The organism is Pseudomonas sp. UBA7500 (assembly GCF_002478435.1).
GTDB lineage: Bacteria > Pseudomonadota > Gammaproteobacteria > Pseudomonadales > Pseudomonadaceae > Aquipseudomonas > Aquipseudomonas palmensis.
Genome location: NZ_DLNW01000050.1, coordinates 118,542 through 140,074, shown reverse-complemented (window position 1 = coordinate 140,074; position 21,533 = coordinate 118,542). Strand labels below are relative to the sequence as shown.

General features: G+C 57.1%; 20 protein-coding genes. All 20 read left to right on the top strand.

The window, feature by feature from the left end:
- The first annotated feature begins 76 nt into the window (after positions 1 to 76).
- The 20 genes from serC to B4I46_RS21840 all read left to right on the top strand — a co-directional run bounded on the left by serC (position 77) and on the right by B4I46_RS21840 (position 21,396).
- Entirely contained in the window at positions 77 to 1,162 is a 1,086-nt protein-coding gene (gene serC / locus B4I46_RS21935; RefSeq protein ID WP_043862751.1) for a 3-phosphoserine/phosphohydroxythreonine transaminase, read from the top strand.
- Positions 1,162 to 2,256, top strand: coding sequence for a prephenate dehydratase (gene pheA, locus B4I46_RS21930; RefSeq protein WP_043862677.1), 1,095 nt, complete (start codon positions 1,162 to 1,164; stop codon positions 2,254 to 2,256). Before serC ends, pheA begins: the two co-directional genes overlap by 1 nt.
- Before the next feature lie 40 nt (positions 2,257 to 2,296).
- Positions 2,297 to 4,534, top strand: a complete 2,238-nt coding sequence (locus B4I46_RS21925) for a bifunctional prephenate dehydrogenase/3-phosphoshikimate 1-carboxyvinyltransferase (RefSeq protein ID WP_196932759.1) — start codon at positions 2,297 to 2,299, stop codon at positions 4,532 to 4,534.
- Positions 4,531 to 5,217, top strand: a complete 687-nt coding sequence (gene cmk, locus B4I46_RS21920; protein WP_043862679.1) for a (d)CMP kinase — start codon at positions 4,531 to 4,533, stop codon at positions 5,215 to 5,217. The genes B4I46_RS21925 and cmk overlap by 4 nt, the downstream gene beginning before the upstream one ends.
- A gap of 124 nt (positions 5,218 to 5,341) precedes the next feature.
- Positions 5,342 to 7,018 (top strand): 30S ribosomal protein S1, encoded by a 1,677-nt coding sequence (gene rpsA / locus B4I46_RS21915; RefSeq protein ID WP_043862680.1) that lies wholly within the window; start codon positions 5,342 to 5,344, stop codon positions 7,016 to 7,018.
- Positions 7,019 to 7,334: 316 nt separating this feature from the next.
- Entirely contained in the window at positions 7,335 to 7,628 is a 294-nt protein-coding gene (ihfB, locus tag B4I46_RS21910) for an integration host factor subunit beta (protein WP_043862681.1), read from the top strand.
- Positions 7,629 to 7,652: 24 nt separating this feature from the next.
- The gene (locus tag B4I46_RS21905; RefSeq protein ID WP_043862682.1) at positions 7,653 to 7,895 is read left to right on the top strand and encodes a lipopolysaccharide assembly protein LapA domain-containing protein; all 243 of its coding nucleotides are present in this window, start codon (positions 7,653 to 7,655) and stop codon (positions 7,893 to 7,895) included.
- 53 nt (positions 7,896 to 7,948) lie between these two features.
- Positions 7,949 to 8,257 carry a hypothetical protein gene (locus B4I46_RS21900; RefSeq protein WP_286901813.1) on the top strand — a complete coding sequence of 103 codons (309 nt, stop codon included), beginning with the start codon at positions 7,949 to 7,951 and terminating at the stop codon, positions 8,255 to 8,257.
- A 296-nt stretch (positions 8,258 to 8,553) separates the two neighbouring features.
- Positions 8,554 to 9,621, top strand: coding sequence for a Wzz/FepE/Etk N-terminal domain-containing protein (locus tag B4I46_RS21895; protein WP_286901811.1), 1,068 nt, complete (start codon positions 8,554 to 8,556; stop codon positions 9,619 to 9,621).
- A 156-nt stretch (positions 9,622 to 9,777) separates the two neighbouring features.
- On the top strand, positions 9,778 to 11,121 hold the full coding sequence (locus B4I46_RS21890; protein ID WP_054915875.1) for a Wzz/FepE/Etk N-terminal domain-containing protein: 1,344 nt from the start codon (positions 9,778 to 9,780) through the stop codon (positions 11,119 to 11,121).
- 694 nt (positions 11,122 to 11,815) lie between these two features.
- Positions 11,816 to 12,796, top strand: a complete 981-nt coding sequence (locus B4I46_RS21885; RefSeq protein WP_043862684.1) for an NAD-dependent 4,6-dehydratase LegB — start codon at positions 11,816 to 11,818, stop codon at positions 12,794 to 12,796.
- An 8-nt stretch (positions 12,797 to 12,804) separates the two neighbouring features.
- Entirely contained in the window at positions 12,805 to 13,956 is a 1,152-nt protein-coding gene (locus B4I46_RS21880; protein WP_043862685.1) for a LegC family aminotransferase, read from the top strand.
- Positions 13,953 to 15,107, top strand: a complete 1,155-nt coding sequence (neuC, locus tag B4I46_RS21875; protein ID WP_043862686.1) for a UDP-N-acetylglucosamine 2-epimerase — start codon at positions 13,953 to 13,955, stop codon at positions 15,105 to 15,107. Before B4I46_RS21880 ends, neuC begins: the two co-directional genes overlap by 4 nt.
- Positions 15,108 to 15,110: 3 nt before the next feature.
- The gene (gene neuB / locus B4I46_RS21870; protein WP_286901809.1) at positions 15,111 to 16,196 is read left to right on the top strand and encodes an N-acetylneuraminate synthase; all 1,086 of its coding nucleotides are present in this window, start codon (positions 15,111 to 15,113) and stop codon (positions 16,194 to 16,196) included.
- Positions 16,196 to 16,885, top strand: coding sequence for an acetyltransferase (locus B4I46_RS21865; RefSeq protein WP_235384276.1), 690 nt, complete (start codon positions 16,196 to 16,198; stop codon positions 16,883 to 16,885). Before neuB ends, B4I46_RS21865 begins: the two co-directional genes overlap by 1 nt.
- Positions 16,882 to 17,937 (top strand): nucleotidyltransferase family protein, encoded by a 1,056-nt coding sequence (locus B4I46_RS21860; RefSeq protein ID WP_054915853.1) that lies wholly within the window; start codon positions 16,882 to 16,884, stop codon positions 17,935 to 17,937. Before B4I46_RS21865 ends, B4I46_RS21860 begins: the two co-directional genes overlap by 4 nt.
- 28 nt (positions 17,938 to 17,965) lie before the next feature.
- Positions 17,966 to 19,276 carry an N-acetyl sugar amidotransferase gene (locus tag B4I46_RS21855; protein ID WP_054915852.1) on the top strand — a complete coding sequence of 437 codons (1,311 nt, stop codon included), beginning with the start codon at positions 17,966 to 17,968 and terminating at the stop codon, positions 19,274 to 19,276.
- The gene (gene hisF / locus B4I46_RS21850; protein WP_054915851.1) at positions 19,276 to 20,037 is read left to right on the top strand and encodes an imidazole glycerol phosphate synthase subunit HisF; all 762 of its coding nucleotides are present in this window, start codon (positions 19,276 to 19,278) and stop codon (positions 20,035 to 20,037) included. The genes B4I46_RS21855 and hisF overlap by 1 nt, the downstream gene beginning before the upstream one ends.
- A complete protein-coding gene (hisH, locus tag B4I46_RS21845) occupies positions 20,030 to 20,680 on the top strand; it encodes an imidazole glycerol phosphate synthase subunit HisH (protein WP_043862691.1) in 651 nt (216 codons plus the stop codon). Before hisF ends, hisH begins: the two co-directional genes overlap by 8 nt.
- On the top strand, positions 20,677 to 21,396 hold the full coding sequence (locus tag B4I46_RS21840) for a cytidylyltransferase domain-containing protein (RefSeq protein WP_054915850.1): 720 nt from the start codon (positions 20,677 to 20,679) through the stop codon (positions 21,394 to 21,396). The genes hisH and B4I46_RS21840 overlap by 4 nt, the downstream gene beginning before the upstream one ends.
- Positions 21,397 to 21,533 lie beyond the last annotated feature (137 nt).

Below are 21,533 nucleotides of genomic sequence, written 5' to 3'. Positions count from 1 at the left end.
AGCGGCTGTGGGGGCGGGCAGGCCTGCCACTGCGGTGTCTGCTCCCACAGACATCAAGAGCAGAGCGAGAGTGGATGTGAGCAAACGAGCCTTTAACTTCTGCGCAGGCCCTGCTGCGCTTCCTGAAGCTGTGCTGCAGCGTGCCCAGGCAGAAATGCTGAACTGGCGCGGCAAAGGCCTGTCGGTCATGGAGATGAGCCACCGTAGCGACGACTACGTGGCCATTGCCGAGAAGGCCGAGCAGGACCTGCGCGACCTGATGTCCATCCCCTCCAACTACAAGGTGCTGTTCCTGCAGGGCGGCGCCAGCCAGCAGTTTGCCGAGATCCCGTTGAACCTGCTGCCCGAGGGCGGTACGGCCGACTACATCGAGACCGGCATCTGGTCGAAAAAGGCGATCGAGGAAGCGCGTCGCTACGGCAACATCAATGTCGCCGCCAGCGCCAAGCCTTACGATTACCTGGCCATCCCGGGTCAGAACGAGTGGAACCTGACCAAGGACGCCGCCTACCTGCATTACGCCTCGAACGAGACCATCGGTGGTCTGGAGTTCGACTGGGTGCCGCAGACCGGTGACGTGCCGCTGGTGGTGGACATGTCCTCGGACATCCTCTCGCGTCCGGTCGACGTGTCGCAGTTCGGTCTGATCTACGCCGGTGCGCAGAAGAACATCGGCCCCAGCGGCCTGGTGGTGGTGATCGTGCGTGAAGACCTGCTGGGCCGTGCCCGCAGCAGCTGCCCGACCATGCTCGACTACAAGGTCGCGGCCGACAACGGCTCGATGTACAACACCCCGGCAACCTATTCCTGGTACCTCTCGGGCCTGGTGTTCGAGTGGCTCAAGGAGCAGGGCGGTGTCGCTGCCATGGAGCAGCGCAACCGCGCCAAGAAGGACCGCCTGTACGGCTTCATCGACAAGAGCGACTTCTATACCAACCCGATCAGCAGCAATGCCCGTTCCTGGATGAACGTGCCGTTCCGCCTGGCCGACGAGCGCCTGGACAAGGCGTTCCTGGCGGGCGCCGACGAGCGTGGCCTGCTCAACCTCAAGGGTCACCGTTCGGTGGGCGGCATGCGTGCCTCGATCTACAACGCCCTGGGCCTGGATGCCGTGGAGGCACTGGTGGCCTACATGGGTGAATTCGAGAAGGAACACGCCTGATGTCCGAACAGGAACTCAAGGCCCTGCGCGTGCGCATCGACAGCCTCGACGAGAAGATCCTCGAGTTGATCAGCGACCGTGCGCGCTGCGCCCAGGAAGTCGCCCGGGTCAAGACTGCGACCCTGGCAGAAGGCGAGGTGCCGGTGTTCTACCGGCCCGAGCGCGAGGCGCAGGTGCTCAAGCGCGTGATGGAGCGCAACAAGGGCCCGCTGGGCAACGAGGAAATGGCCCGGCTGTTCCGTGAAATCATGTCGTCGTGCCTGGCGCTGGAGCAACCGCTCAAGGTCGCCTACCTGGGGCCTGAGGGCACCTTTACCCAGGCCGCGGCCATGAAGCACTTCGGCCATGCCGTGATCAGCAAGCCGATGGCGGCCATCGACGAGGTATTCCGCGAAGTGGTCGCCGGCGCGGTCAATTTCGGCGTGGTGCCTGTGGAAAACTCCACCGAAGGTGCGGTCAACCACACCCTGGACAGCTTCCTTGAGCACGACATGGTGATCTGCGGCGAAGTCGAGCTGCGCATTCACCACCACCTGCTGGTGGGCGAGAATACCAAGACCGACAGCATCAGCCGTATCTACTCCCACGCCCAGTCGCTGGCCCAGTGCCGCAAGTGGCTGGATGCTCATTATCCGAACGTCGAGCGGGTGGCGGTATCGAGCAATGCCGAAGCTGCCAAGCGGGTCAAGGGCGAGTGGAATTCGGCGGCGATCGCCGGTGACATGGCGGCCGGCCTGTACGGTCTGACACGCCTGGCGGAGAAAATCGAAGACCGTCCGGACAATGCCACGCGCTTCCTCATGATCGGCAACCAGGAAGTGCCACCGACCGGTGATGACAAGACCTCGATCATCGTTTCGATGAGCAACAAGCCGGGTGCGTTGCACGAACTGCTGGTACCGTTCCACGAGAACGGCATCGACCTGACCCGCATCGAGACCCGTCCGTCGCGCAGCGGCAAGTGGACCTACGTGTTCTTCATCGACTTCGTCGGCCACCATCGTGATCCGTTGATCAAGGCGGTGCTGGAGCAGATCAGCCAGGAGGCGGTGGCCCTGAAGGTACTGGGCTCGTATCCGAAGGCGGTGCTCTGAGGTATGCCAATGCGTGATGTTCTGAACAGGGTCCTGCTCCGTGGTTGAAGTCGTAAAGCAAGGCGGGCCCGTCATTGGCCGGCTGGTGGTGGTGGGCCTGGGCCTGATTGGCGGCTCGTTCGCCAAGGGCCTGCGTGAAAGTGGCCTGTGCCGCGAGGTGGTCGGTGTCGACCTGGACCCGCAGTCGCGCAAGCTGGCGGTCGAGCTGGGTGTGGTCGACCGTTGTGAAGAGGACCTGGCTGCGGCCTGTGTCGGGGCTGACGTGATCCAGCTGGCGGTGCCGATCCTGGCCATGGAAAAGCTCCTGGCGCGCCTGGCGCAGCTTGACCTGGGTGCAGCGGTGCTGACTGATGTGGGCAGCGCCAAGGGCAACGTGGTGCGTGCTGCGCGCGAAGCCTTTGCCGAGAAACTGCCGCGTTTCGTACCTGGCCATCCGATCGCGGGCTCCGAGCAGAGTGGGGTGGAGGCCTCCAATGCCGCCCTGTTCCGTCGCCACAAGGTGATTCTCACGCCGCTGGCAGAAACCGATCCGGCCGCCCTGGCGCTGGTCGATCGCCTGTGGCGTGCACTGGATGCCGATGTCGAGCACATGCAGGTGGAGCGCCACGACGAAGTGCTGGCGGCAACCAGTCATCTGCCGCATCTGCTGGCTTTCGGCCTGGTCGATTCGCTGGCCAAGCGCAATGAAAACCTCGATATCTTCCGTTACGCTGCCGGTGGGTTCCGCGATTTCACAAGAATCGCCGGAAGCGACCCGGTCATGTGGCATGACATCTTCCTCGCCAATCGCGAGGCTGTCCTGCGCACACTGGATACATTTCGCAGCGACCTCGACGCCTTGCGCGACGCGGTCGATGCAGGGGATGGGCACCAGCTGCTGGGCGTTTTCACCCGCGCCCGGGTTGCCCGCGAGCATTTCAGTAAAATCCTGGCCCGTCGGGCCTATGTGGACGCTATGAACTCCAACGACCTGATTTTCCTGGCACAACCTGGTGGCCGCCTGTCCGGCCGTATTCGCGTACCAGGCGACAAATCGATTTCCCACCGCTCGATCATGCTCGGCTCCCTGGCCGAAGGCACCACCGAGGTGGAAGGCTTCCTCGAGGGTGAGGATGCGCTGGCGACCCTGCAGGCGTTCCGCGACATGGGCGTGGTCATCGAAGGCCCGCACCATGGTCGCGTGACCATTCACGGGGTGGGGCTCAATGGCCTCAAACCGCCGCCTGGCCCGATCTACCTGGGCAACTCGGGTACCTCGATGCGCCTGCTGTCCGGCCTGCTGGCCGCGCAGCCGTTCGACACCGTGCTGACCGGCGATGCTTCGCTGTCCAAGCGCCCGATGAACCGTGTGGCCAACCCGCTGCGCGAAATGGGTGCGGTCATCGAGACCGCCGCCGAGGGCCGCCCGCCGATGACCATCCGCGGTGGCCATGCGCTCAAGGCGCTGGATTACAAACTGCCGATGGCCAGTGCCCAGGTCAAATCCTGCCTGTTGCTGGCCGGCCTGTATGCCCAGGGCAAGACTACCGTCACCGAGCCTGCGCCTACCCGTGACCATACCGAACGCATGCTGCGCGGTTTTGGCTACAGCGTGAGCGTCGATGGCCCTACCGCCTCGCTGGAGTCCGGTGGCAAGCTGACCGCCACCCACATCGAGGTGCCGGCCGATATCTCCTCGGCGGCCTTCTTCCTGGTCGCGGCCTCGATTGCCGAGGGTTCGGAGCTGGTACTGGAGCACGTCGGCATCAACCCGACCCGCACCGGTGTCATCGACATTCTGCAACTGATGGGCGGCGACATCACCCTGGAAAACCAGCGTGAAGTCGGCGGCGAGCCGGTAGCCGACCTGCGAGTGCGCGGCGCCAGGCTCAAGGGTATCGAGATTCCGGAGCACCTGGTGCCCCTGGCGATCGACGAGTTCCCTGTGCTGTTCGTGGCTGCGGCCTGTGCCGAAGGGCGTACCGTGCTGCGCGGCGCTGAAGAGCTGCGGGTGAAGGAGTCGGATCGCATCCAGGTCATGGCCGACGGCCTGCTGGCGCTGGGCGTGAAGTGCGAACCTACCCCGGATGGCATCATCATCGACGGCGGCAGCATCGGTGGTGGCGAAGTGCATGGGCATGGCGACCACCGTATCTCCATGGCCTTCAGCGTCGCCTCGCTGCGCGCTTGCGCGCCGATTCGCATCCATGACTGTGCCAACGTCGCCACCTCGTTCCCCAACTTCCTCGCGCTGTGTGCCGAAGTCGGCATCCGCGTAGCTGAAGAGGGCAAGTCGTGAACGCGCTGGCACCGGTCATCACCATCGACGGGCCTAGCGGTTCTGGCAAGGGTACCGTTGCCGGCATGCTGGCCCGCGAGCTGGGCTGGAAGCTGCTGGATTCCGGGGCTCTGTACCGCCTCCTGGCATTCGCCGCCGGCAACCACGGTGTCGACCTGACCAATGAAGAACTGCTGGTCAAGCTGGCCGCCCATCTGGACGTGCAATTCATCGCCGCCGAGCCGGGCAAGTTGCAGCAGATCATCCTCGAGGGGGATGATGTGAGCAATGTGATCCGTACCGAAACCGTGGGCGCTGGCGCATCGATGGTGGCATCGCTGCCGGCGGTGCGTGATGCGCTGCTGCAGCGCCAGCGGGCGTTTCAGGAGTCTCCCGGCCTGATCGCCGATGGGCGCGACATGGGGACGGTGGTGTTTCCAGACGCGCCCTTGAAGATTTTCCTCACGGCCAGCGCCGAGGAGCGGGCGCGTCGTCGTTACTTGCAGTTGAAGGGCAAGGGCGATGATGTTAGTCTGTCGAGTCTGCTAGATGAGATACGTGCGCGTGATGAGCGCGACACCCAGCGCGCAGTGGCCCCGCTCAAGCCGGCGGCCGATGCAATCCAGCTGGATTCCACGGAATTGTCCATCGAACAGGTGTTGCAACGCATCAGAAGCGAGATCGCACTTCGCGATATCGCCTGATACAGGGCGGCATGCAGGGGCACCAGTCAACGTCCTGCAGGCTTTCCCTTTATATGAACGAAACCCACATTGTCTGGAATGTGGCTGATGGGCGTATGTCTCGCCCTAATCTACAGGAATTAAAATGAGCGAAAGCTTTGCAGAACTCTTTGAAGAAAGCCTGAAAACCCTCAACCTTCAACCAGGTGCGATCATCACCGGTATCGTTGTCGATATCGACGGTGACTGGGTTACTGTCCACGCCGGTCTGAAGTCCGAGGGCGTCATCCCGCTCGAGCAGTTCTACAACGAAGCTGGCGAGCTGACCATCAAGGTCGGTGACGAAGTTCACGTTGCGCTGGACGCGGTCGAAGACGGCTTTGGCGAAACCAAGCTGTCCCGTGAAAAAGCCAAGCGCGCCGAGTGCTGGATTGTTCTGGAAGCAGCTTTCGCCGCCGAAGAAGTGGTCAAGGGCGTTATCAACGGTAAGGTTAAAGGCGGCTTCACTGTCGACGTTAACGGTATCCGTGCGTTCCTGCCGGGCTCCCTGGTTGATGTCCGCCCAGTGCGCGACACCACCCACCTCGAAGGCAAAGAGCTGGAATTCAAGGTCATCAAGCTGGACCAGAAGCGCAACAACGTTGTCGTTTCCCGTCGCAGTGTCCTGGAAGCCGAAAACAGCGCCGAGCGCGAAGCTCTGCTGGAATCGCTGCAGGAAGGCCAGCAAGTCAAAGGTATCGTCAAGAACCTCACCGACTACGGCGCATTCGTTGACCTGGGCGGCGTTGATGGCCTGCTGCACATCACCGACATGGCCTGGAAGCGTATCAAGCACCCGTCGGAAATCGTCAACGTTGGCGACGAGATCGACGTCAAGGTACTGAAGTACGATCGTGAGCGTAACCGCGTTTCGCTGGGCCTGAAGCAACTGGGCGAAGACCCATGGGTTGCTATCAAGGCACGTTACCCAGAAAGCACCCGCGTCATGGCGCGCGTCACCAACCTGACCGACTACGGCTGCTTCGCAGAGCTGGAAGAAGGCGTGGAAGGCCTGGTACACGTTTCCGAAATGGACTGGACCAACAAGAACATCCACCCTTCGAAAGTCGTACAAGTCGGCGACGAAGTGGAAGTCATGGTTCTGGACATCGACGAAGAGCGTCGTCGTATCTCCCTGGGCATCAAGCAGTGCAAGTCGAACCCATGGGAAGACTTCTCTGGCCAGTTCAACAAGGGCGACAAGATCTCCGGCACCATCAAGTCGATCACCGATTTCGGTATCTTCATTGGTCTGGACGGCGGCATCGACGGTCTGGTTCACCTGTCCGACATCTCCTGGAACGAAGTGGGCGAAGAAGCCGTACGTCGCTTCAAGAAGGGCGACGAGCTGGACACCGTCATCCTGTCGGTTGACCCAGAGCGCGAGCGTATCTCCCTGGGTATCAAGCAGCTGGAAGACGATCCGTTCTCCAACTACGTTGCTGTCAACGACAAAGGCGCTATCGTAAAAGGTATCGTTAAAGAAGTTGACGCCAAGGGCGCTATCATCACCCTGGCCGACGATATCGAAGCCACTCTGAAAGCTTCCGAAATCAGCCGTGACCGCGTTGAAGACGCGCGTAACGTCCTGAAGGAAGGCGAAGAAGTTGAAGCCAAGATCATCAGCGTTGACCGCAAGAGCCGCGTAATCAACCTCTCCATCAAGTCGAAAGACGATGCTGAAGAGAAAGAAGCAATCCAGAGCCTGAAAGCCGCTCCGGAAGCTGCCGCCGATACCACCATGGCTGCACTGCTGCGCGAAGCAATGGCCAAACAGAACTGAGTTCTGCTTGATCATTAAAAAGGGCGACTTCGGTCGCCCTTTTTTGTGCCTGCGATTCATGTCTGTTTGCCGATGAGTCTGCAGGGGGTCCCATGCCTTCCTGTGTTCCGCCAGGGCGGATTCGTCCACGTCAGGGCGAAGTAAATGCGCCAATCCCTTGCCCCGCCTCACCTGCGGGCAGCGGCACTCAGTTGTCACCCTTGTGCGCAAATCTTGAAAATTTTATTAAGTCAAGAACCACCCTGTTCAAATCAGCTAGGGCGTGCTACAAACAGAGTAAGCAATGATCTAGCTGCTTGATAAAGAAGGGAAAAATATGACGAAGTCGGAGCTGATCGAACGTATTGTCACCCATCAAGGGCTGCTTTCATCGAAGGATGTGGAGCTGGCCATCAAGACCATGCTTGAGCAGATGTCCCAGTGCCTGGCTACAGGGGATCGAATCGAGATCCGTGGCTTTGGCAGCTTCTCGCTGCATTACCGGGCGCCGCGCTTGGGCCGTAACCCGAAGACGGGGCAGTCGGTGAGTCTGGACGGCAAGTTCGTGCCGCATTTCAAGCCCGGTAAAGAGTTGCGTGATCGGGTCAACGATGAGGAGGAGGGCGCATGATGGCCGCTGAGCAAGGAGCAAGTCATGCGTAACCTCAAGCGTGTAGTGCTAGCGCTGGTGGTGCTGGCCGTTGCGGCGGTGGTGCTGCTGTTTGTGCTGGAGAACCAGCAGTCGGTGGCATTGGTGCTGTTTGGGTGGGCTGCGCCGGCGTTGCCGTTGTCGGTTGTGGTGCTGGTAGCATTGGTGGGTGGGTTGCTGGTTGGGCCGGTGATGGGGGCATATGTTGCAGTGCGTGCCAGAAGTCGTGCCCGGCGTATGAGTCGGTAACGCAGCTCATCTGGCTGTAAAATGCAGAATCTTCCTACAGCAATTGAGCGAAGATGCCACGTGGCGGCGGCGATCTTTTATGGGGTAATGGCGCTCCATTGAATACCCTGGAATGGGCCGCGCATGTTTTACTCTCGATTCCTCATCACCGCGCTATCTATGGCGTTTCAGCCTATTATCAAGCCCTCCTTCCTCTCTGTTTCTCCTCTCTTTTGGTTTGCGCATCGGTATCCGCGGGATGGCCGCTCGGGCCCGCTGTCTACCTCGCATTCATCTGGCGATTGATCATGCTTTCAACCGTCATGCTGCAGCAGATTATGCTGGCACATGCTGAGCTCGATGCCGGCTACGTACTGCCCTAAGTATTGCCATTGTGCATCGGCATGTGAGCCAGGTGGTTGAAAGTAGTGTTGTGGCTTTTGCTTTTGCGCTGGGAACTTATCTGAATGTTGACTTATCAGATACCTCTGCATCGGTGCCGCATGCGCGTAAAGAAAATGTCGTCGACACCAGGCAGGATGTCAAAAACGTCACTAAGCTATGATTTATTAAAGAATTATATGTAAATGACATCATTTTGCTATCTGCCGTTTTACTGACCTTCCAATCTTAAATGGTTGGTTTCAAAAGAAAATGGACCCAGGGAACCAAAAAATAAATGTCCAACGACCGTGAACGAGTGATCAGAGATGATGAAATTGATCTTGTGGAGCTGATGGCTCGATTGTGGCGGCATAGGCTATTGGTTCTCGTGACGACACTTCTGGTGGGGGCAATTGCTGTGGCATACAGCATGCTTGTAACTCCGATCTACGAAGCTAAGGTATTTGTGCAGCCTCCCACTCAAAATGATATTGCTCATTTCAACTATGGTCGCGGTGGTAGTTCGGGATTGATTATGCTGTCAGTAAAAGACATCTCCGATGTGTACTCGCGTGCGTTGCAGTCCGAGTCATTACGACGTGAATTTTTTGAGTCGAATTACCTGCCTTGGTCGGCTCAGCGAGAGGGCGCGCGCTCCCTAGATGATCTTTACAACCAGATGAGCAAGGTGCTGGTGCTAGAGCTTGTGAATCCCGACTCGCCAGGTCGTTACTCTATTGCCGTCAAGCTATCCGATCCGCACTTGGCTGCACAGTGGGCGATGCGCTATGTGCAAATGGCAGGAGAGCGCGCGAAGAGCGAGGTGCTCAAGGATGTGAAGGCTGACGCTATGGTCAAGGCAAATAACCTTGAGCGGCAGATTGCCTTGGCGCGCGAGACTGGGGTGCACAAGCGAGAGGACCGAATCGCGCAACTCAAGGAGGCGCTGGTTATCGCCAAGTCCATTGGGTTGGTAAGACCGCCGATCATCAGCGGAGATATCGCCAAGGAGCTGTCCGCAAATATGGACGGGGCGCTGACCTATATGCGTGGAAGCGAGGCGCTGGAGGCGGAAATCAGTAATTTGGAGCGGCGGAGCTCGGACGATCCTTTTATCTCTAAATTGCGTGAGCAACAGGCTGATTTCGAGTTCTATCAGTCGTTGACGGTCGATCCGGCCACTGTAGAGGTCTATCGGCAGGATGGAGGGGTCGAGTCGCCTGATATGCCAGTCAATCCGAAGAAGGCGTTGATCATATTGCTGGGTGTTTTGGTTGGTCTATTCTTGGGGGCGATCTTGGCGCTGTTGAAGGATGTATGGTTGAGCAATCACGGCGTACGTTCTTGGATGAAGGGTGCCTGACACGTCCAGTATGGAGCGCGGCGCGATTAGGTGGCACAATGCATGCAAATGATGCGGCAGTGTGCCCTGTGGCTCTATTCGGCGAGTTCGCCGATAGTGTATAGGTGCTTGTCTGTCAGACACGGTACGTATATTTCAGCCAGAGCAGGTTTAAATGTGACAAGTGTTTCCCGTATACCCCCGGTCATCACACAAGGTGAATTTGATTTTCTGGCGACCGCCCAGGTGGTTTGGCAGCAGAAAAAATTGATCGTCGCTTCCTCGCTGATGTTCGCTGCGCTGGGGGCCATCTACGCTTTTACAGCCACGCCAGAGTACGAAACCAGTGCAGCGCTGCGTTCTGTTCCACTGAATGATCTGGATGCATTGAATCGTTCAGGTGTCTACTCGCTGTCGCCGGATGAGGCGCTGATGCGGGTTGCCTCTGCTCTGGACTCCTATGAGGTCCGCCTTGGCTTCTATCAGGCCAATCCGCAGTTGCAAGAACAGTTTGTTGCGGCCTACGGTGCGCCAGCGCACGCTTTCGAGAGGTTTAACCGCGATTTGCAGATGAAGGTGCAGACGGACGTTCAGAAGCCTGCCGCGTTCTCCACAAGTGTAAGTATGCAGATGCGCTACCCGCAGGGCATCAATGGCCCTGACGCGCTCAACGGACTGATTGAATACGCAATTGATAACGAGCGCCGACACATTTCTGACGACCTAAAGGTTATCGTCAGCAATCGGCTGGCTGAAGTAGATGCGAAGCTAGCTGCTGCACGCAGCAACTATGATGCTACGAAGCAGGGGCGAATCGCCGAGTTGCTAGAGGCTGATCGTCTGAAGCGCGCGCAGTTGCAGGATGAGTTGAAGGCGTTGCGTGCCCAGCTCAAGCTGCTGAGGGAGGACCGTATTGCCCAGTTGAATGAGGCCATCACAATAGCGCGTTCCCTGGGTTTGAAGAGGCCTTCAACGCCTTCTTCCATGGCCAATAGCGATTCCTCCGGTACGATAAATCGAACCGAGGTCACCAACCAGCAGATCCCTCTGTACTTCATGGGTGTAGATGCACTGGAGGCGGAGCGCCAGGTAATGCGCCGTCGTGAGTCGGACGATTTTTCCGATCCCAAGGTTGCACAGATTCGCAAGCAGCTCTTGGTGCTCGCCAATAATCGCGAGGTCGAAGTATTGCGCAAGCGCGATAATGATGAGCTGTTTCTGAAAGGAATCGAGTCTCTGCGTGCCGAGCGAGTGCGACTTGAGGGTATGGGAGCGGACGCTAGCAGCATGCGATTGGTAAGCATTGATCAGCCTGCGGTGGTACCAGTGGCGCCAGTGCAACCGAAAAAGTTGATAGTGATATTGATGGGCTTGGTAGTAGGTGGCGTCTTCGGCATTTTTCTGGCGATTATGCGAAATGTGCTTGTCGTGCGTCGCCTTCATCTTTCACAAGAGGTTTCAATGGCGGTGCCTGTGGTCGCCAAGACGCAGGCGCCTTCGTTGCCTGAGAGTGGTCGGTAGGTCGTAGATGGTCTCTAAGCTCGAGTGCGCAGGCTCCATCGCGGCATTTTGCCTGCTCGGCTTCGGTGGGGTTCTTCTAGCGAAAACCCCATGGTGGAAGTAATCGCTCTTGCGTTAGGAAGTTCCAGATATTGGGTGTCGTGCGCAATAGGTGATGCATCGAGGGTGGTCTGATAAGCGATGTGATCCATTTGGGTGAATGTTTCTTTGGTTGGGATGAGTCTGGTCGATAGTTGTTTTAACTGGACAGTTACTCAGGCAATCATCGCTACTGGGCGGGGTATAGGGTCTGTTTATCCAAGGCTCCTATTGCTCTCGCGTAAGCCCTCTACCGCTCCGTGGGGTAGGTTGACAGAGCGGGGCAATGGAGAAGCGTTCTGTCTTTGTGTATAGTGGTTCGAAAATTTTGTGCTGCATAAAGCTCGCTTTTGATGCTTTGTGCAGCGTTGGTGCTGGAGCCGCGGCAGCAGGGCTATTGGTGAGCCTTGCATGGCGACATGGCCCTGGACGTCCCGGCCGCTGAGCCCTCTCGAGCAAGCAGGGGCGACGGGTCGCATGGGGTGCCGATCAGGCCGCATCTTACGATCAGTTGAGTCGCTGCGCCAAGGTCCCTTGGCGAGCTTCTTCGATGGTACATTCATATCTTTGTCGCCCCTGAGCAAGTGTCAGGGAAAGAGACTTTAAGGGTTTAACGATGACTACAGTTTTGGTGACCGGCGCTGACGGATTTATCGGCTCGCATTTGACCGAGTTGCTGGTGCGTGAAGGTTATAAGGTTAAGGCGCTTTCCCAATATAACTCATTCAACTATTGGGGCTGGCTTGAAGACGTTGACTGTCTTTCGCAGATTGAGGTGCTTAACGGCGACGTGAGGGATCCTCACTATTGCAAGCACATTACAAAAGATGTGGATATTGTCTTTCACCTAGCGGCACTCATTGCCATTCCATACTCGTATGTTGCCCCTGACAGCTACGTGGATACCAATGTCAAGGGGACCCTGAACATCTGCCAGGCTGCGCTGGAGAACGGCGTCAAGCGCATCATTCACACGTCCACAAGCGAAGTGTACGGTACCGCACAGTATGTGCCGATCGATGAGAAGCATCCGCTTCAGGCACAATCGCCTTACAGTGCGTCAAAAATTGGTGCCGATGCGATGGCGATGAGCTTTTTCAATGCCTTTGATCTGCCGTTGACCATCGCTCGTCCGTTCAATACCTATGGCCCTCGCCAGTCTGCTCGGGCAGTTATTCCGACCATCATCAGTCAGATCGCCGCCGGCCAGAAGCAGATCAAGCTGGGCGACGTAACCCCTACTCGCGACTTCAACTATGTTGCTGATACTTGCCGAGGATTCCTTGAGCTTGCGCGCTGCGAGCGTGCGATCGGTGAAACCGTCAACATCGGTTCGAATTTCGAGATTTCCGTTGGTGACACCCTCAGCCTGATCCGTGAGCTGATGGGCAGTGACGTCGAGTTTCTGACGGACGATCAGCGCATTCGTCCAGAAAAGTCCGAGGTTTTCCGTCTGTGGTGTGACAACTCCAAGATTCATGGTTTGACCGGATTCAAGCCTGAGTACTCCATTCGCCAAGGTCTGGAAAAGACGGTGGAATGGTTCTCGCAGCCACAGAATCTGGCCAAATACAAAGCCAATATCTATAACGTTTGAGGTTCGGTATGTTCGACTCGCTCGTCAGGTTTGTACGCGAACAATATCGCACCAATGAATTCATACCGTTGCACGCGCCGGTATTTGGGGGCAACGAGCAGCAGTATGTGGCCGATACAATCACGTCTACGTTTGTCTCCAGCGTAGGTGCCTTTGTTGATCGCTTCGAACGTGACATGCAGAGCTACACAGGAAGCCCGCGGGCAGTTGCAACCGTCAATGGAACCGCTGCGCTGCACATTGCGTTGTTGCTCGCGGGTGTCAAACCCGGTGAGCTGGTGATTACCCAGTCGCTGACGTTTGTGGCTACCTGCAATGCCATCGCCTATTGTGGGGCACAGCCGGTGTTTGTGGATGTGGACCGTGAAACTCTGGGCCTTTCTCCATCGGCGCTCGCGGTGTGGCTCGAGGCCGAGGCGTTCATCGATGCCGACGGCCAGTGCCGTCTGAAAAAGGATGAACGAGTCATCAGGGCCTGCTTGCCGATGCACACCTTCGGTCATCCGGTGGCCCTGGATGAGTTGGTCGATGTGTGTCGTCGCTGGGGGCTTGCATTGGTCGAAGATGCTGCCGAATCGCTGGGCAGCACCTACAAGGGGCAGCATACCGGCACCTTCGGTCTGATCGGCACCCTGAGCTTCAACGGTAACAAGGTCATCACTACCGGTGGTGGCGGCATGCTGTTGGCAGGCGAGGCTCTCGGGAATAAGGCCAAACACTTGACCACAACCGCCAAGCAGCCACATCCCTACGAGTACGTGCATGATGAGGTGGGTTACAACTATCGCTTGCCGAATATCAACGCGGCTTTGGGTTGTGCTCAGCTCGAGCAACTCGATGCATTCCTAGAAGCCAAGCGCGCTTTGGCGATGCGCTACGCTGATGAACTGGCCGGTAGCGACTTGCAATTTGTGCTCGAGCCCGAGGGCTGTCGTTCCAATTACTGGTTGAATGCGGTTGTCTGCCAGGATCTGGAGCAGCGGGATGCGCTGCTCAAGGCCACCAATGACAGCGGTGTGATGACGCGCCCTATATGGCGCCTGATGAATCATCTGCCGGCTTACCGCGAGTGCATCTCCGGGGATTTGAGCAATGCCCAGTGGCTTGAGGCCAGGGTGGTGAACCTGCCCAGCAGCGTGCCCGCCGGTGGAGCTTCATGAGTCGGCGCATCGCCGTATTCACCGGTACCAGGGCAGAGTACGGCCTTCTGTATTGGCTGATGAAGGAGATCCAGGCCAGTTCGTCGCTGGAACTGCAGGTTATTGTTAGTTGCATGCACCTGTCTCCGGAGTTTGGTAATACCTGGCAGCAGATTAAAGACGATGGTTTCGTCATCGACGCCAAGGTCGAAATGCTGCTGTCATCCAACACCGATGTCGGTACGGTCAAGTCTATGGGCCTGGGTACGCTGGGTTTTGCTGATGCGCTTGATCGACTGCGGCCTGACATCCTAGTGGTGTTGGGCGACAGGTTTGAGGCACTAAGTATCGTTCAGGCTGCCTTGATCATGCGAATTCCGGTCGCCCATCTGCATGGTGGTGAGGTTACCGAAGGGGCCTATGATGACGCGATTCGGCACGCTATAAGCAAGATGGCCTATCTGCATTTCGTCGCGGCGCACCCCTATCGTCAACGCGTCATCCAGATGGGCGAAGCGCCAGAGCGTGTGTTCAATGTAGGGGCTGTGGGTCTGGATCATATCAAGCGCACGCCCGTTCTGTCCGAGCCTGAGCTGGCAGAGACGTTGTCGTTTGATTTCAACTCGCCGTTTCTGCTGGTGACCTATCATCCGGTAACGCTTCTGAAAGAAGACCCTGCCTCCAGTTTCGCTGCGCTACTGGGAGCACTGGACGAATTTTCCGATTACGGTGTAGTGCTCACCTATCCCAACGCCGATAATGGCGGACGGGATCTCATTCCCATGATTGAAGATTATGCGGCTTCCAATCCCGGTCGTGTACTGGCGATCCCGTCGCTGGGTTTTCGCCGTTATCTCAGTGTGGTGGGCAAGGCCGCAGCGGTTGTGGGCAACTCGTCCAGTGGGCTCATTGAGGTGCCGTCCTTCGGTGTGCCGACCGTGAATATCGGTGCGCGCCAGCAAGGTCGTCTGTGTGCAGAGTCCGTCGTCCACTGTCTACCGGAAAAAGCGTGTATTGTCGCCGCCCTTGAAACGGCTTTGAGTCAACCTTTTTCAGCCGCTTGCAAGCAAGTTGAAAACCCTTATGGACAAGGCGATGCTGCCAAGCAGATCGTGCAGATCCTCGAAACTTGTGACGTCTCAGGTCACAAGTCATTTCATGATTTGAGTTGACGTATGAAAAAATTAAACGAGGAAGGCGTATACGTTATTGCCGAGGCCGGCGTTAACCACAATGGGCAGCGCGATCTGGCTTTTCAATTGGTCGAGTTGGCCGCGCGCGCAGGCGCGGACGCGGTAAAGTTTCAGACCTTCGATGCTCGGAAGCTGGCGTCGGCCACTGCACCCAAGGCGCTTTATCAGCAGAAGACCACCGATGCTGCTGAAAGTCAGTTAGCCATGCTTCAAAAATTGGAATTGCCCAGAGCTTGGCATGCGGACCTGCAGGCGCATGCGAAGGCCAAGGGAATCGAGTTCATCAGTACCGCTTTCGATGGGGACAGTCTCGAATTTCTGTGTACGCTGGACATACCGTTCTTCAAGATACCATCCGGTGAGCTGACCAATGGCCCGCTGCTGTGGCAGTTTGCGCGTACGGGCAAACCACTGATTCTTTCCACTGGTATGGCGACATTGAGTGAGGTGGAGCAGGGGCTGGCTATCATCGCGCACGCTTTGGCCAATGATCAGGAGCCTCTGGGCATGGATCAGGTTTGGCGTTGCTGGAGCAAAGCCCAGGCGCGGGAGCGTCTGAAGGGGCATGTGACCTTGCTTCACTGCACCTCGCAGTATCCAACGCCGCTTACGGAAGTGAACCTGCGGGCGATGGATACCCTGCAACACGCCTTTGGTCTAGAGGTCGGTTACTCTGATCATACTCAGGGCTTGTTGATTCCGCTGGCAGCTGTCGCCCGCGGCGCGAAAGTGATTGAAAAACACTTCACCTTGGACCGAACGATGTCTGGCCCGGATCACAAGGCTTCTCTGGAGCCGACCGAGCTCGCCGAGATGGTTGCGCAGATCCGCGGTCTGGAGCAAGCGCTGGGCTCGTCCTCAAAGTCACCGCAACCCAGTGAATGGGATACACGTAATGCCGCACGTCAGCAAGTGGTGGTTACGCGAGATATCGCAGCCGGTGAGCGATTTGCTCGTACTGACCTGGCTACCGCGCGTTGCGGTGGGGGGCTGCCGGCTACTGCCTTGTGGGGAATGGTCGGTATAGCGGCTTCGCGCGACTATCGAGCCGGCGAGGCAGTTGAATGATGACGGCGCTGATGGATGGCACATCGTGTCCGGTGCTTCTGCTCGGGGCAGGTGGGCATGCCAAAGTGCTGTTGTCTTTGCTGCGCGCGGTGGGGGTCGACGTACTTGGTGTTTGTGATCCCGCTCTTGCTGCGGCTTCTATTGCGTCCTGGCGTGGCGTGAATGTCCTGGGTGGGGATGAGGTGCTCGAACAGTTTGATGTTGAGCAAGTCGGACTGGTCAACGGCATCGGTCAGGTACTGGGTTCGTCACTTCGCCGGGATATTTTTTTTAAGTTGACCGCACGAGGCTTTCACTTTCCGTCGCTCGTTCATCCCTCTGCCTGGGTTGACCCGAGTGTGAAGTTGGGCGACGGGGTACAGGTCATGGCGGGTGCAATTATCCAGGCCGATACTGCGATTGGTGTTAACTCGATTATAAATACCGGGGTCAGAATTGATCACGACTGTATACTTGGCAGCCATGTTCACTTGGCCCCATCCGCAGTGCTGTGTGGAGGTGTCAGCGTGGCAAGTGAGTCCTTCATCGGAGCCGGCTCCGTGACCATACAAGGCGTATCGATAGGTCAGTGCGGTATCGTCGGAGCGGGTGCTACCTTGGTAAAAGACCTACCCGCAGGTCATGTGGTAACGAGTGCGTCAGTACGAATCCATGAATCGAAATATGTGAGTCGGCCAGAAAAAACATGAAACCACTAGATCAGCAACTCTGGCGCAAAGTGTTGCTTGCCCAGGGCTCGAGTATTCAGCAGGCGATCAGCAACCTGGATGCTTCCGGGTTGCAAATCGCGCTCGTCGTTTGTCCGCAAGGTCGCTTGCAAGGGAGTGTCACCGACGGTGATGTCAGGCGCGGCTTGCTGCGTGGGCTTGAACTCGGCAGCCCTGTGGAGCAGATCATGGCGCTCAACCCGTTGGTTGTTCCGCCTGAGATGGCGCGCGATATGGTTCTGCACCTGATGCACGCCAACAAGGTCCATCAACTACCGATCATAGATGCAGAACGTCGCGTTGTGGGCTTGCACCTGTGGGATGAAGTGCTGGAACCTGCTGAACGCGAAAACACAATGGTGATCATGGCCGGTGGCTTGGGCAAGCGATTGCTGCCACTCACTGAAGACTGTCCCAAACCTATGTTGCCGGTAGGCGGCAGGCCCATGCTCGAGTTGATCATCGAGCGCGCGAAGGCAGATGGTTTCGTCAATTTCATTGTGTCTGTGCATTACCTCGGGCATATGATCGAGGACTATTTTGGAGATGGCCACAAGTGGGGGGTGAAGATCACTTATCTTCATGAGGATTCACCTCTTGGCACTGCGGGCGCTATCAGTTTGTTGTCGCCGCGCCCAACCCTGCCGTTCCTTGTAACGAATGGCGATGTATTGAGTGATATACGCTACGGTGAAATTCTTGATTTCCACCTAAGACATGGAGCGTTGGCAACAATGGCAGTTAGGCTTCATGAGTGGCAGAACCCATTCGGGGTGATTCGTACGGAGGGCATCAAAATCGTTGGTTTTGATGAAAAGCCTATCTATAAAACTCATGTGAATGCCGGTATCTACGTCTTGGACCCTGCAGCACTTGACGAGTTGGTTGTGGGCGGTCAATGCGACATGCCTACGCTGTTCGAGCGTGTCCAGCAGAAGGGCGAAAGTACGATTGCATACCCGATGCACGAGCCTTGGCTTGATGTGGGGCGTCCTGACGACCTGCAACTGGCTCGTAATAAGTATCCTGTCTAGTTGTTGATTTTTCTCTTGGAGAGTTACGTTGAAGATTTCCCCTAACGCGTCTTTTGATCTATCGAAGTTTTCTCTGCCCAAAGGCGAGCTTGAGGTTTTTTACGGCCTGCCGCGGGATGTCAAGTTTTGCAAAATCTGCAACATGTCCAACCAGCAGCCGATGTCGAGCAACGAGTACGCGCATAGCCATAGCTCAACCAAGACAACACTGAGCTTTGACGAAAATGGCGTGTGCCATGCCTGTAACTTCAACAAGCTCAAGGAAACAGGTGAAATCGACTGGGCCGAACGCGAGCGCGAGCTTGTGGAACTGTGCAATCAGTACCGCAAGAACGACGGCTCCTACGACTGCATCGTGGGCGGTAGCGGTGGCAAGGACAGCGCGATGCAGTCCCACCTGTTGAAGTACAAGTACGGTATGAATCCACTGACCGTGACCTGGTCCCCGCACCTGTACACCGATATCGGCTGGAAGAACTTTCAGAATTGGTTGCACGTTGGTGGGTTTGACAACTTCCTGTACACGCCCAACGGTAAGATCCATCGTTTGCTGACCCGCAATGCGACGATCAACCTGCTACACCCGTTCCAGCCGTTCATCCTCGGCCAGAAGACATTTGTGGCTAAAATGGCCGCCAAGTTTAATATTCCACTGATTTTTTACGGGGAAATGCCGGGTGAGTACGGTGAGAAGATTTCTCACAAGACCTCCAGCTATGCCGCGAAAGATCAGAAAGTGGAAAGTGAAGGTTTCTCGCTCGACTACCTGGGCGACAAGGACATTCGCGATGTATACCTGGGTGGCAAAGCCATTGGTGAATACCTTGACGACGGCGTTCCTATGGTCGACCTTGCCAGCTATCTGCCAATGGCGCCCGACGTACTCGAGAAGAAAGGTATCGACTTCAAGTACCTGGGGTACTACACCAAGTGGGTCCCTCAGGAAGCCTACTACTACGCGGTGGAACACACCGGTTTCGAGGCCAATCCGGTACGTACCGAAGGCACCTACTCCAAATACAACAGCCTCGATGACAAGGTTGATGGTTTCTTCTATTTCACACGCTGGATCAAGTTCGGTGTCGGCCGCACGATGATGGATTCCGCCCAAGAGATTCGTAATCATCACATCGACAAGGACGAAGCAATCGCGCTGATGCAGCGTTATGAGGGGGAATACCCTTCACGCTATGAAAAAGAGTTTCTAGATTACATCAGCATGACGCGTGAAGAGTTCTTGGCAACCTGTGACAAGTTCCGCTCGCCGCACCTTTGGCATGTTGTCGATGGCGAGTGGAAACTTCGCTACACCCCTTGGGCTCCGCAGGGCAACGCTTAATGAGTAACACCCGCCTTATTGCCCGACTCGATGTAAAGGGCAAGGACCTGATCAAGGGTATTCACCTCGAAGGGTTACGCAAAATCGGTGTGCCTAACGATTTTGCCATACGCTATTACGAGCAGGGTATCGATGAACTTATCTACATGGATTGCGTTGCGAGCCTTTATGGGCGCAACAGCCTGAGCGAGTTGATCGAGAACACGGCAAGAAACGTGTTCATTCCCCTTACTGTCGGTGGTGGCGTACGGTCGGTGGATGACGTTGCGCATCTGCTGCGTTGTGGCGCCGACAAGGTGGCGGTCAATACCGCCGCGGTTGCCAGGCCGGGATTGATTACCGAGATCGCCCGCCGTTTCGGCAGCCAGTGCATGGTACTTTCGGTCGAGGCCAAAAGCGTGGGTATGCAGCGTTGGGAAGTATTTACCGATAACGGCCGCGAATCCACTGGCAAGGATCTATTGGAGTGGGTGCGTGAAGCTGCCCGGCTCGGTGCTGGCGAAGTGCTGTTGACTTCCGTGGACCGTGAAGGGACACGCAAGGGGTTCGACCTTGAACTGGTCACGGCTGTTACCGAGGCTGTGGACATTCCCGTGATCGCCAGTGGCGGCATGGGCAGCTCCGCGCATGCGATCAGTGTGGTAGGGGCGGGGGCGGACGCCGTGGCTATGGCTGACATCCTGCATTACCAACGTGCTTGCATCGCTGATATTCGGCGTGACGTTTCTGCTGCTGGTGTACGGGTGCGGTCCTATGAGTGAAGTTGTTACGGTTATTGATTATGGCGTTGGCAACCTGTTCAGTGTCCGACGGGCGCTCGAGCATTGCGGCGCTACGGTCAACGTGGTGTCTGATCCAGACAGGTTAAAAGACTCCACCAAAGTCCTGCTACCTGGTGTGGGTGCCTTTGCTGATGCCATGGGCAACCTGGCTGCCAATGGCATGCACCAGGCGATTATCGAGTTCGCAAGCTCCGGGCGGCCGCTGATGGGTATCTGCCTGGGCATGCAATTGTTGCTCGATAGCAGCTGCGAGCATGGTCACTCCTTTGGGCTGGGTTTGATTCCAGGGGCGGTCGAGCCTATCCCTACCCTCGACAGCAATGGGCAGCGCTCGAAGGTGCCGCATATCGGCTGGTCCAGCCTCACATTCCCGTCAGGCCGAACGAGCTGGGAGCAAACCCCATTGGCATCGGTCAATCCTGAAAGCAGTGCGGTTTACTTCGTCCATTCGTACATGGCTGTTCCTACCGATCCTTCCCACCGGATTGCCAATTGCCAGCATGACGATACTTTCGTTGCTGCTGTGATAGGCCACAATAATGTGTGGGGCGCACAGTTCCATCCCGAAAAGAGTGGCAAGGTAGGTCTTTCTATCCTTTCCAGCTTTGTGGCAATGCAATGAAGATTCTTGCAGTAGTACCGGCCAGAGGCGGCTCGAAGCGGTTGCCCGGAAAGAATATCAAGTTGCTGGGTGGGCGGCCGTTAATTGGCTGGACTATCGAGGCTGCGTTGCAAAGCGACGCGACCTGTGCAGTGCTGGTTTCGACCGATGATGCTCAGATCGGCGCTGTTGCGCAGGCCTTCGGCGCAAGCGTGCCGGGATTGAGGCCTGCGCACCTGGCCACGGATACAGCGACGAGTGTCGACGTTGTACTGCATGCTCTCGACGTATATGAGTCAGATCATGGTCAGGTAGATGGAGTGTTGCTATTGCAGCCTACATCTCCGTTTCGCACTGCAGAGTCGATACGCCGAGCGGTCGCACTGTTCCGGGAAGATGTCTCTCGCCCGCTGGTCAGTGTGTGTGCCGCCAGCACGCACCCCGCCTGGTGCTTCAGGCTCGAAGGCGATTCCATGGAGCCTTTTCTGGGGTGGGAAAATCTCTCCAGGAGGTCCCAGGACCTTGAGCCTGCTTGGACGCTCAGCGGTTCGATCTACCTGATTGCCCCCGATGTGCTACGTGAGCACAGGCGTTTCGTGCTGCCCGGCACGGTGCCGATGATGGTTTACGACAACCTCGAGTCAATTGATATCGATACCCCTGAAGACTGGAGCGCGGCGCTGCTGGCCTTGGAGAGCCTGTCATCGACGGAGCCAGTGGGCGCGCGAGGGGATTGAGTTGGTTTGGGCATGCTGGATTTATGCTCAATCAAGGCAGGCACGCAGCGCTGCTGTCTGAGCTGTGGGTGCGTTTTTGCGCGATGGGCTGTTCAAGCAGTCTGACCGCAGCAGTGTACAAGCAGATGGTCTTGCCC